Origin of the sequence: Myroides injenensis M09-0166 (assembly GCF_000246945.1) — a bacterium.
Lineage (GTDB): Bacteria > Bacteroidota > Bacteroidia > Flavobacteriales > Flavobacteriaceae > Flavobacterium > Flavobacterium injenense.
Genome location: NZ_BAEX01000037.1, coordinates 1 through 12,982 on the forward strand (window position 1 = coordinate 1; position 12,982 = coordinate 12,982).

The 12,982-nt window shown below is 33.2% G+C and carries 11 protein-coding genes and 1 tRNA gene; 2 read left to right on the plus strand and 10 right to left on the minus strand.

Going from position 1 to position 12,982, the window contains the following annotated elements:
• Positions 1-1,009: PTS sugar transporter subunit IIC (locus tag RH98_RS07600; RefSeq protein ID WP_010252634.1), on the plus strand; the 1,009-nt coding region annotated here is incomplete at its 5' end.
• 242 nt (positions 1,010-1,251) lie between these two features.
• Here RH98_RS07600 and RH98_RS07605 read toward each other — a convergent pair.
• Positions 1,252-2,040: a PhzF family phenazine biosynthesis protein gene (locus RH98_RS07605; protein WP_010252636.1), complete on the minus strand. Its 789-nt coding sequence runs from the start codon at positions 2,038-2,040 to the stop codon at positions 1,252-1,254.
• Between the two features lie 15 nt (positions 2,041-2,055).
• The gene (locus tag RH98_RS07610) at positions 2,056-2,586 is read right to left on the minus strand and encodes an NAD(P)H-dependent oxidoreductase (RefSeq protein WP_026038794.1); all 531 of its coding nucleotides are present in this window, start codon (positions 2,584-2,586) and stop codon (positions 2,056-2,058) included.
• A gap of 102 nt (positions 2,587-2,688) precedes the next feature.
• On the opposite strand from RH98_RS07610, the gene RH98_RS07615 reads away from it, so the two are divergent.
• Positions 2,689-3,084: a winged helix-turn-helix transcriptional regulator gene (locus RH98_RS07615; protein WP_010252640.1), complete on the plus strand. Its 396-nt coding sequence runs from the start codon at positions 2,689-2,691 to the stop codon at positions 3,082-3,084.
• Between the two features lie 254 nt (positions 3,085-3,338).
• On the opposite strand, the gene RH98_RS07620 is transcribed toward RH98_RS07615, so the two are convergent.
• From RH98_RS07620 to RH98_RS15650, 8 genes are all read right to left on the minus strand, one after another.
• Positions 3,339-3,423, minus strand: a tRNA-Ser gene (locus RH98_RS07620).
• A gap of 193 nt (positions 3,424-3,616) precedes the next feature.
• Positions 3,617-3,802 carry a hypothetical protein gene (locus RH98_RS07625; protein WP_010252642.1) on the minus strand — a complete coding sequence of 62 codons (186 nt, stop codon included), beginning with the start codon at positions 3,800-3,802 and terminating at the stop codon, positions 3,617-3,619.
• Entirely contained in the window at positions 3,781-4,665 is an 885-nt protein-coding gene (locus RH98_RS07630) for an efflux RND transporter periplasmic adaptor subunit (RefSeq protein ID WP_010252645.1), read from the minus strand. The genes RH98_RS07625 and RH98_RS07630 overlap by 22 nt, the downstream gene beginning before the upstream one ends.
• 177 nt (positions 4,666-4,842) lie before the next feature.
• A complete protein-coding gene (locus tag RH98_RS07635) occupies positions 4,843-6,231 on the minus strand; it encodes an efflux transporter outer membrane subunit (protein ID WP_026038795.1) in 1,389 nt (462 codons plus the stop codon).
• 16 nt (positions 6,232-6,247) lie between these two features.
• Positions 6,248-9,421 (minus strand): efflux RND transporter permease subunit, encoded by a 3,174-nt coding sequence (locus RH98_RS07640; protein ID WP_010252651.1) that lies wholly within the window; start codon positions 9,419-9,421, stop codon positions 6,248-6,250.
• A 44-nt stretch (positions 9,422-9,465) separates the two neighbouring features.
• Complete coding sequence (locus RH98_RS07645; protein WP_010252653.1) at positions 9,466-10,620, minus strand: efflux RND transporter periplasmic adaptor subunit; 1,155 nt, start codon at positions 10,618-10,620, stop codon at positions 9,466-9,468.
• Positions 10,621-10,971: 351 nt separating this feature from the next.
• Positions 10,972-11,730, minus strand: coding sequence for a LytR/AlgR family response regulator transcription factor (locus RH98_RS15645; RefSeq protein ID WP_010252657.1), 759 nt, complete (start codon positions 11,728-11,730; stop codon positions 10,972-10,974).
• 6 nt (positions 11,731-11,736) lie between these two features.
• A complete protein-coding gene (locus tag RH98_RS15650; protein WP_026038796.1) occupies positions 11,737-12,843 on the minus strand; it encodes a sensor histidine kinase in 1,107 nt (368 codons plus the stop codon).
• Between the last annotated feature and the right edge of the window lie 139 nt (positions 12,844-12,982).

Consider the following 12,982-nt stretch of genomic DNA (forward strand, 5'->3'; position numbering starts at 1 on the left):
ACAGTTTCTTCAAAAAGATATACAAATTTCAAGTAAGCGATACTTTATTGATGCTATGGGTGCCATGGCTTATGGTTTGTTTGCAACCTTGCTGGTAGGGACTATTTTAAAAACTGTAGGTGAAGAATTCAATATTTCATTTCTCAATGAAGTCGTTTGGCCTTTTGCAAATCAAGCAACCGGACCTGTCATAGCCCTTGCTATCGCTTATAGTTTACGTGCTCCCCAATTAGTTTTATTTTCTTCTGCAGTTGTTGGAGTTGCCGCTTATCAATTGGGTGGTCCTTTAGGAGTGTTTATTGCATCTATTATAGCTGTAGAAATTGGAAAAGCGGTATCAGGTGAAACCAAAATAGATATTGTAATTACACCAATTATAACTGTCTTAGCTGGAGTAACTCTAGCACAATGGATAGGTCCAAGTGTAAATCAAGTAATGCAATGGATTGGACAAGTTATCGTTATTTCCACTGAGGCTAACCCACTTATCATGGGGATTGTAGTTTCTGTAATAGTAGGCATGGTTTTGACACTTCCTATTTCTTCTGCAGCTTTATGTCTAATGCTGCAATTAGATGGTTTAGCAGCAGGAGCTGCCACGATTGGTTGCTGTGCCCAAATGATAGGTTTTGCAACTATCAGTTATAAAGATAATGGCTTAAAAGGAATACTTGCACAAGGTATAGGTACTAGTATGTTACAAATGCCAAATATTTACAGAAATTGGAAAATATGGATACCTCCTACATTAACAGCTGCAATACTTGGTCCTATTGCAATTCTGTTTTTTAATATGCAAAATACAGCTTTAGAATCTGGTATGGGAAGCTGTGGTTTTGTAGGTCAAATAGGAACTTTTAATGCAATGAAAGCCTCTTACTCTACCTCATACATTCTACGTGCTATCTTTTTTTTACAAATTTTATTACCAATGATTTTATCTTTCGTGATTTACTACATCATGAAAAAAAAACAATGGATAAAAGATGGTGATATGAGATTATTCTAATTACTCCATATAAACCTTAAGTTTTCAATAAAATCACCTAACAAGTAAGGACGTTACAGTTTAATTGTAACCAGAAAATTAAAGTAATGCAAGACACCATTACTTAATATCTCTATAGATCATTACAAACACCACACATTACTAGAAAGTACCGAACTAAAAAATATTTGTTTGCTATAAATACACTATAGGTAATAGTAACAATCTTTTTAATGAGTAGTGTTTTAGGTTAAATGTATTAACTATTCGATAAAAATATTTCCCTTAGAGTATACTCTTGCTTTACCTGCTACTATTACTCTTTCTTCTTTATTCTCACAGTATAATTCACCACCTCTTTTTGATATTTGCTTTGCAAAAAGTATATGTTTTCCTAATCGCGATGACCAAAATTGAATAAGGGAACAATGTGCTGATCCAGTTACAGGATCCTCAAGAATAGTAGATTGAGGAGTGAAATATCTAGAAACAAAATCACTATCTGCTCCAACAGCGGTCACCACCACTCCACCAGGATCTAAGTTAATTAAATCTAAAACAGATTGATTCACTATAATATTTTTCACATCTTCCTCTGACTCATAAACTAAGATATAATCTCTATATTTATAAACTTCTTTAGGCTGTATATCAAGTGATTTAGCGATAGCATCCGGTAATGCTGAAACCTCTGGCATTCTTGACGGAAAATCCATATAATACATTCCATCCTTTACCTCTACAATTAATTCACCACTTTTCGTGTCAAATACAATTCTTTCCTTTGGATATTGTAATATACTTGATAGACAATGTGCTGTAGCTAATGTAGCATGTCCACATAGGTCCATTTCTATCTCGGGAGTGAACCATCTTAAATGAATACTATCACCATTATCAATAAAGAAAGCTGTCTCTGCAACAGCATTTTCTCTCGTTATTTTAAATAATATCTCGTCTGGTAACCAAGTTTTTAATGGGACAACACAAGCTGGGTTCCCATGAAAAATATGCTCTGTAAAAGCATCTATTTGATATAATTCTAAATTCATTATTTTTTCTTAATATTATACTGATTCTATAAACTGTTTATAAGGCGCAACACTACTTTTTATTGTTTCTACTGAACTGTCCTGTTCAATTCCATAGCATGCATAGAATCCTTTATAATCAGCCTTAATATAGTTAAACGTTACTTCAAAAGGGGCTAATAGTTGTTCTAAAGTATATTTATACTTTCCTTCTGTACTATACTCCTTCTCATCAATACCTGCTGTTATAGCTAAACCTATTTTCTTATTACCTACTTTATAACCACTCTTACTGCCATAAGCCCAGCCGTACGTCAGTACTTCATCTAGCCAAGTTTTTAACAAAGGAGGGCAATTAAACCAATAAAAAGGAAATTGAAATATAATATGATCATAAGATTCTATCAATTTCTGTTCTTTTTGAACATCAATTATTCCATCCGGATATTCAGCATATAGGTTATGAATAAAGTATCGCTCTAGAGATTGCTCTAACTCATTTATCCATAACTTATTTACAATCGATTCTCCAAAATTAGGATGACTTAATATCACTAATGTACGCATCATTTCTTACTATTAATTGTTAGTACTACCGCAAAAATAGGGAGTTCAAACAGTTTTTTGTACCTTAGCCTCCAATTGTTAGATACTATCAAAAAAGTAAGTATGACCAAAATTAAAGAAACTTCTACTCACTTCGAAAACAAAAAAGCACTTGAAAATGAATGTAATGAGGTATATGCCATAAGTATAATTGGAGGACAATGGACAATGGCTATTTGTTGTTATTTACTTGAAGGTAAGATGCGTTTTGGAGAGATTAAAAAGGTATTACCAAATATTACAGAAAGAGTACTTACTCTTCAATTACGTAAACTGGAAGATCATAATATTATCTTCAGAACAGTTTATCCAGAAGTGCCACCACGTGTTGAATATGAGTTAACTTCTATTGGATTAAAACTATCTCCTATTATTAAAGCTTTAGGACAATGGGGAGCTGAGCATAAAGAAGTAAACAATAAAAGCTTTCAGAGCTCAATTCAGAGGAGTGAGAGATAAGTCGTTTTTCCTTTTCAGATTAACTAAACTTTTTGCCTAGTCCCCAACTTTTGTACTTGATCCCCAACTTTTGTACTTGATCCCCAACTTTTGAGGTTGATCCGTTTTTTTGTGCACCGAATCTGTAACTTTTTTTTGAGCATTTTTGAATAAAATGCGATACCCCTAAAAAAAAGAAAAAACCTATAACTCGTTGTGAATCATAGGTTTTGTGCTTTTTTGATGACTTTAAAAAGTTATCTTTTATAAATCAGCGGAGAAAGAGGGATTCGAACCCCCGGACCTGTTACAGTCAACGGTTTTCAAGACCGCCGCATTCGACCACTCTGCCATTTCTCCAGTCGAACTCTTTCGTTCTGTATTGCGAGTGCAAATATAGCGCTATTGTTGAGTTCTACAAATATTTTTTTAATCATTTTTATACTTTTATCACAACCTTCTGATACTAAAAAAGTTGTAAACAATATTTTTTTAAAGAAATCCGAAGCATTACAATATTAGCAATCTATTTATACATCTTAATCTAGAAAAATTACTTTGTATAACTGACAAGAATCTTTTGTCCATCTAGATTATTACCTTTTATTAAGCTTACTTTATTCATTTCACGTAAAACCTCAATTATCAGCTTTTCTCCAGACACATTAATAATATAACTCCCCCCCTCATCTTGTCTTATCGCAGTATTAGGAACTTCTATAACATCCTTATATACCACTGTGAATATAGCTTTAGCATTTTTATTTGTATTATTTTTTCACTTTTAGTAGGAATAAACAAGTCTTTTTTAGTCTTAAATGTATCATTACTTACATACCTTCCGAAATCAAAAAGAATCTCCTCTCCTGCGCTCTGCTCAATATAACTTTTAACTTCAACATTATCTTTTTCTAAAGATTGGATATTTTCCCATAACCTAATTAAACTATCATCTACTGTAACTTGATAACCATATTCCAATACCTTCATAACATCAGAACTTATTGAGATAATACTATTGTTAGTTAGGTACACTGTATCCACAACTCCTGCAACTGCGGAAACTAATGCAGAAGAATGCATTGACTGCTGCATTTCCTTCATCGCTTTATCTGCTAAAACCAAAGCTTGCTTAAGCATTTCAATGCGCATCTGACTATTAATTATACTCGCTGAATCATTAATATCCAAGGATGCTAAGTTTTCTTGCTCCTTGTCTAAATCACTCTGCAACTCTTTGTAGCGCTCTTTAGCAAGCTCAAGCGTCTCTTCACTTAATTTAGTTTCTACATAAGCTATTGTCTTACCTTTCTCTATATACTGACCTTTACCTATCAATACATTTTTTACTTCGCCTTCTAGATTACTTTTTATTACTATACCATTACTAGCTAAATAAGTAGCCTTATATTCCTTTAGATAAGATTTATAATTACTTTTCAATACAAGCGTATCACTCTCTATACTTTCTTTTGAAGCAACAATTTTCTCTATTTTGCTATTATGATTTTGCTTGTATCCATAGATTCCTACTCCTATAACAAATAAAGCAGCTATAGCTGACAAGATTATTTGTTGTGTTCGCTCCCTATTACTAATCATTCTTTTATTATTTATCACACAAATATAACTATTACTTCGATTTACTTATTAATAAACTATAAATACATAATAATTTACTACCAATAGGTAAAAAAATAAAACAAAAAAGGACCAATGCCTACGCATTGATCCCTTTTCTCTCAATCACCTTTATCAATCACTCTTACAATAACATTTTTAATTCCCTCCTAAGGAACGATATAACTCAACTAACGAAGCAAGATAATCTCGCTTTAGTTCTATATAATTTAAATTCCCTTGCAAAGCCAATGATTGGGCATTAATTACCTCTAAGTATGAAGCTTTATCCATTTCAAACATAAACTTAGTGTTATCTAATGAAGTATTTAATATCGCAACCCTACTGTTCATTAAACTTTCTTTTTCTTGTATTTTATCAATTTTAACTAAAGCATTATACACTTCTGTAAAACCTATAATAACAGTACTTCTAAAGTCAATTACTGCTTTTTCTCTTTCTACTTTAGCAATTTCATAAGCAGTGCGCAACTTCTTTTGATTGAAGATAGGTTGAATAATATTTCCTGCTAACGTACCAAATAAAGAAGCCGGTGTCTTCATCCAGTCAGAGGCTTCAATACTATTTAATCCACCTTGAGCTGATATTGTTAGACTAGGATACATCTCTCCCTTTGCTACTCCCATTTTTGCATTTGCTATAATCACACCATATTCAGCAACTTGTATATCTGGTCGACTTGATAAAAAATTAGCTGGTACACCAGTACTCAAGTCGGTTTTAAATACCAAATCATTGAGTTTGGCAGTTCTATTTATTACTTTTGGATAGTCATTTAACAAAACATTCAAAGCACTTTCTTGCAAGGCAACTTCCTGCTCAATCATTGGTAATAGCTCTCTTGCCTCTAACCATTGAGCCTCCGACTGTTGAACTGATAAAATTGTTTCATTACCTACTTCAAACATTTTCTTTGTCATTAAATAGGTATTCTCTCTTAATATCACACTTTGTTTTGCAATATCTAATTGCTCATCCAACATTAAAATATTGATATATGTATTGGCTACTTCAGCAACTATACGATTTGAAATAGCGCGCTTTACCTCCTTCTGTTGTAAATAACTTGCTAGGCTTGCTTCTTTCTGTCTTCTAATCTTGCCCCATATATCTAATTCCCAATTTAAGCCTAAATGAGCATTAAAATCATCATTTGTACGCTTTGCACTACTTAGTCCTACTTGACTATTCTTTGACGACTCCATTCTTGAAGCAGCTGCATTTAATGTTAATTCTGGTAATAATGTCAGTTTAGATTGCTTATATAACAATTCCATCTGCTCAAGATTCTTAACCGCTAATTGCAAATCTGTATTTTGTTGCAGGGCAACCTCTATCATTTGAGATAACTCTTCGTGGTTAAAGAACTCTTTCCACGATAGCTGATTCATTTCATTTACCTTATCCTCTACTTCAGTAACACTATACTGAGATGGTAACTCCACCTCAGTTTGCTTATAGTTTTCCCCAACCTTACAAGCGGTAAGCAAAGTTGAACCCACTAAGACATATATATATTTTTTCATTTGATTCATATAATCATTAATCTAATCGCTCTAGTTGTTCTTTTCTTTCAATTTCGACAACGGATGTACCAGAAATCTTTTCATGTAAATATTGGAAAAACACATACAAGAACGGAATTACAAATACTCCTAATACCACACCTACGATCATTCCTCCAGCAGTACCAATACTAATAGAATGATTTCCTTGTGCTGAGGATCCTTGCACAAACATTAAAGGTACAAGTCCTGCAATAAAAGCTAAAGATGTCATTAATATTGGACGTAAACGCAGTCTAGCAGCTTCTACTGCGGCATCGACAATACTATAACCTAAATTGCGTCGCTGAACTGCAAACTCAACTATCAGAATAGCATTTTTAGCAAGCAATCCGACGAGCATAATAAGACCTACTTGTACATAAATGTTATTGGCAATTCCTACAGCGCCAATTGCTAAGAAAACTCCCATTATACCAACGGGTAATGAAAACAATACCGTTAATGGTAAAATATAACTCTCATATTGCGCTGCTAAAATGAAATAAACAAACAATATTGATAATGCAAAAATAAATACCATTTGATTCCCAGATTTCTTTTCTTCCTTGCTTAATCCTAACCATTCTACACTATATCCAGAAGGCAATTTTTCTGCTGCTACCTGCTCCACTTTTGCCATAGCTTGTCCTGTGCTCACTCCAGGGGCTATGATACCATTTACCGTAATAGAATTAAATAAGTTATGACGACTAATTGCTTGTGGACCATATGTTTTTTCTAACCTAGCGAATGAGTTTAGTGGCACCATCTCTCCATTTTTAGCATGTAAATACAGCGTTTTAAAGGATTCTTCATCTGCTCTAAACTCTGCATCCCCTTGAACAAACACCTTAAACTGTTTCCCAAAGCGGTTAAAATCATTCACTTGCGCACTACCATAGAAAAGTTGAATAGCTGACATCATATCACTTACTTCAACTCCGTGCATTTTTGCTTTTACTGGATCAACTACAATTTTATATTGCGGAAAATCAGCTTTAAACATAGTAAAGGCACTAGCTACCTCATCTGTATTACTCAAATCTATATTGAATTGATTAACAACCTGTGCAAACTCCTCAATACTACCTCCTTTTCGATCTTGTATCACCATTTCTAATCCATCAAAATCTCCAAACCCTGGCACGGTAGGTACTGCAAATACAAAGTAATCTCCCTCTTTAATATGAGATAAATTATAATTTAATTGATCTAATATCTCATTGATATCTTCTACATCACCTCTTTCTTTTCTATCTTTAAAAGTAATAAACCCCATACCATACGCTGGACTGGCTGCATTACCTAAAATATTAAATCCCGAAATAGTAGTTACTGAATTAACTGCTGGGTGTTGTCTAAGTAACTCATCTCCCTCTTTTAACACTTGTGTTGTTCTATCTATTGATGATCCAGGAGGTAAAGACAATGCAAACATTGCAAAACCTTGATCCTCATTTGGAATAAATCCTTTTGGAGTAACATTCATCAAAATAATCATCCCTACCACTGAGCCTAAAAACAGCGTTAAACTAACTACTTTTCGTTTAATTAAAAACTGTACTCCTTTGATATACTTATTGGTCAGAGAAGTAAATCCTGCATTAAAGCTTCTAAAAAATCGTGTTTTAAACGTTGTTTTCTTATGAGTACCTGGCTCTAAACTATGATGATGATTTTTTAACAATAAGGCACATAGTGCAGGACTCAATGTCAAAGCATTTACAGCTGAAATTAAAATTGCAATAGCAAGTGTAAAAGCAAATTGCTGATAGAATACCCCTACCGGTCCTTCCATAAATCCTACTGGCAAAAACACAGCTGACATTACTAGTGTAATTGAAATAATTGCACCTGTAATTTCGCTCATTGCTTTAGTAGTTGCTTCCTTAGCATCTAACCCCTCATGTTCCATCGTACTGTGCACTGCTTCCACGACGACAATAGCATCATCTACCACAATACCAATTGCTAATACCAAAGCAAATAACGTCAACATATTAATCGAGAAGCCTAGCATATTAAGGAAAAAGAACGTCCCTAATAAAGACACAGGCACTGCTATAGCTGGAATAATAGTTGAGCGAAAATCTTGTAAAAAGATATATACAATAATAAACACTAAAATAAATGCCTCTAAAAGTGTACTTTTTACCTGATTAATTGACTCGTCTAATTGCGTCTTATTAGCAAAAGTTACATTATATCTCAATCCTTTAGGAAGCTGTGGTGTCAATTCTTCTAATACTTCATAAACTTGCTCTTGAATTTCATTTGCGTTAGAACCATTGGTTTGAAAGACAGCCATTGTAACAGCTTCTTTACCATTAATTTTATTCTCTTCATCGTAAGCAATCGAACCAAATTCTATTCTTGCTACATCTTTTAAGTATAATACATTTCCTTTCTCATCCGCCTGAACGACCATTTGTTCAAACTGTTCTGGTGTATTATACTTACCTGGATAAGTCAATGTATACTGAACTGAACCTCCTGCATTTTGTCCTAAATTACCAGCGGCTACTTCCATACTTTGGCTTTGTATAGCACGTTCTATATCTGCTGGCGTAAGACCTCTATTGGCTAACTTATGAGGATCCAACCATACGCGCATTGCATAATCTTTTTCCCCAAAAATCTGAACGTTTCCTACTCCCTTAATACGTTTTAAAGCGCGAACCATATTTATACGAGCATAGTTCTGAACAAAGGTTTCATCATATAGACTTGAATCATCACTGATTAAGTCAACAACCATAATCATCCCTCTTTGTTCTTTTTGAGTAACTACCCCTGCTTTTACAACTTCCTCTGGCAATATACCCGTTACTTGTGCTACCCTATTTTGCACATTTACCGCAGCCTGATCAGCATCTGTTCCTAACTCAAAAAACACATTGATCAATGCTGTTCCATCATTACTAGCAGTAGACTCGATATGCGTCATATTCTCTACTCCATTGATTACTTCCTCTAATGGGGTAACAACAGATTTTAATACTGTTTCAGCATTTCCTCCCGGATAGGATGCATGTACTGCAACACTAGGTGGTGCAATATCAGGAAATTGCGCAATTGGCAATTGCGTCATCCCTACTAATCCTAAAATCACAAGAATAACTGAAATAACAGTAGCCAATACTGGCCTATGTATTATCTTTTTTAACATCTGAATTCTTTATTATTGTTTGAATAAATTGAAGGATTTTCCTATTAGTTTTTAACTACTGCAGAACTATCCTTTGACAAAGGAGATACTGACATGCCATCTTGCAATTTATCTATACCTGTAGTTACGATTACCTCTCCTTCATTTATTCCATTCTCAATAAAATAGGTATGTAGATTCTTACCTATAATCTTTAATTGTCTTTGTTCTACTGTATTGTCCTGTTTTAAAACAAAAGCAAATATTTTATCTTGTAAATCAATTGTAGCAGCAATAGGAATTTGAATCACTTTATTATGGGTATTTATTAAATTAACGATTCCAGTACCACCATTTCTTAATAAACGGTTACTGTTGGGAAAAGTAGCCCTTACACTTAGTGAATTCGTACTCTTATCAAATTCTCCATTAAGCATATCTATTTTACCTTCTTTATCATAAAGGGTTCCATTGGTTAATTCAAGCTCCACTGGCATATTCAAAATTGCATCAGTATTGTTCCCCTCAGCCAAGAGATTATAATAATCTGCCTCGCTAATAGAAAAATAAGCATACATATCAGAAATATCTGACATCGTGGTTAATGCTTCTGTTTCACCTGCTGTTACTAAATTCCCTACACGCTTAGATATACGTCCTAAATAACCATCTACAGGAGCCTTAACTGTACAGTAGCTCAAATTAAGTTGTGCTTCTGCTACCGCAGCTTCTGCCTGTGCTACATTTGCTAGCGCATTATCATATGCTGCATTAGCAGTTTTCATTTGTATTGGTGACACAAATGAATTCTCTAATAAAGATGCCACTTTATCTTTCTCTAATTGAGCTGTTTCCAATGCCGCTTTAGCTGCTTTTAGACTAGCATTAGCATTGTTTAACTGAATTTTATAAGGCTGAGCATCTATCAGTAGTATAGCTTGCCCCTTCTTTACATAACTACCTTCATCAACAACTATCTTGTCAACATATCCAGAGGCTTGCGCTCTAACTTCTACATTCACTTTTCCTTCTAATGAAGCAGTATATTTTTTTAGAACAGTAGCATCTTCTTTCTTTACTAAAGCTGTTTTTACTTCCAATTGCATATTCATTGCATTATCTGCCCCATTATTTTTATTACAACTAACTGTAAATAAAAGAGCACCACATAGTGCACCGCTAACTAATAAAAACTTAGTTGTTCTAATAACTTTTCTCATTTGTCTTCTATTTTTCAAGGACAAAAATGAAAATTAGTTGCACAAAAAATTCGATTAATAAATCGAACCGTAAAAAATAATTGCTGAACCGTAGATTTAAAGAATTAAAATAACTTTCCCTCCTAAGGAGCGAATTATTATACACTCAAAGATTTACAATTTCAAAATAAGTATGACTTACAACTCTCCTACATATTGCAGCACTTCTTCAACCAATAGACTTAAAAATGGGGAAAGGAGGATAAAAAAATAGTGAAGCCCTTGCTTTTTCTTTCTCTTTAGAACTTAATTTAGACAAAAAAGAGTAGGCGATCGCCTACTCTTTATATATTCTATTATAAAAATAAAGTCTTAATAATTCAACCAACTCTTAAGTAGTGGTGCTTTTTCACGACTGATAATTATCTCTCTTTGAGGAGCATTTAACAATGTAATTTTTAATTTACCATTAAAGTAGTTGTGTATCCCCTCAATACTATCGATATGAATAATATGTTGTCTATTTGCTCTAAAGAAGTAGTTAGAATCTAACTCCTCTTCTAACTCCTCCATAGTTTGACCTACAATGTGGATAGTTCCATCTTTTAGACATAAATGCGTAATCTTTTGCTCCGAATAAATATAATTAATCTCTCCAACCTTAATAGACTTATAACCATCTTTAAAAGGAATTAAAAAACGTGAGCGATACACCGTATCTTTCTTATACAAATGTCCTAAAATATCTTGTATTGACTCTTGCAATACACTTGGCGATTGTAAAGTTTTATACTTTTGCAATGCATGTACTAAATCAACTTCCTGCACAGGTTTCATTAGATAGTCAACACTATTAACCTTAAAGGCTTTTAATGCATACTCATCGTAGGAAGTAGTAAATACAACGGGAGCCTTCACTTGTATTTGTTCAAAAATTTCAAAACAAAGCCCATCTTCTAGTCTTATATCCATGAAAATAAGATCAGGCGTACTATTCTCTGTCAACCATTGTACTGAAGTTTTTACGCTCTCTACAATTTGAAGAATCTCAATTGTAGGATCAATATCATTTAACAAACGTGTTAGCTTATTTGCATTTCTAGCCTCGTCTTCTACTATTAATACTCTCATTGCTTACTAGTTTACTTTATTTTCTAATAGAGGTAATTTCACTACAAAATTACGCTGTGTTCGCTCTACAATTACATTCTTCTTGCTCAATAAACGATAGCGCTCTATGATATTAGTTATCCCTACTTTTGATGAAGGGATTTCTACGACAAGTTGCTGTATATTATTGCTCACCACTACATAATCGCCTTCCAAATAAATCTCAATAATTAGAGGAGAATCTTTTGAAGCAGAATTATGCTTAACTGCATTCTCCACAAGCAGCTGTAAAGAAATTGGAGCAATATAAAAGAACTCCTCTACTTTGGGTAAAATATTAATATTTAAAATCACCTTACTACCCATTCGTTCTTGAATAAGATAAAAATAGGATTGTACAAACTTAATTTCATCACGCAAGCAAATTGTATCTTTTCTAATATTGGCAATCATATAGCAATATACCATGGCTAGATGATCAATAAATTTAACTGCTAATTTCTGATCCTCAATTACTAACTCAGATAACGTACTAAAATTATTAAATAGAAAATGCGGATCTAATTGCATTTTTAAGGACTCTAATTCAGCCTGAGTAGCTATTCGCTCTAGTTTTTCAGCTCGCAATTTCAGCTCAGCTGCATCCATCATTGAGTTTCGCCAATTAGTCAATAAGAAATATCCTGTGTGAATAACACTAATAAATATTCCTGTATTGATACTTATTAAAAGAGATTGCCATAAATCTATTTTGTCCTCAAGGGCAATTTCTTCATTAGGACCACAAGGAAGAAAAAGAATATAGATAAAATTAATTAAGAAATAAAAGAAAAAAATAAATAATATCAATAAAAACAGCTGTATAATTGCTCTTCGTACAGCAGACTTGTCCCATGGTAATATTCGATTAAGGAACCTACTTAACCATAAACTTACTTCTGTAATTATCGTACAATAAATTAAGATAAATAATATGGCTTCCCATAAAGGTTCATCATCCATCCTATACCAATTCTCATCATAGGGGTTCAAAATATAATGAGAGAATAAATATAAAATCAAAACCAGCGGGATTACTATTATTCTATAATGCTTAATGAATAAAGATTCTTCCTTTTTCTTATGTTGTTTCATATTAATATCTAACGTGTTGTAAAAATACAATCAATCAATATGTGAATAGTATTAAAAGTAACTCAATATGACATTTTACAACTTGAAACGTCATATTCAAATACCTCAATTAAAAAGGAATCCCCTAATCTATATTCAC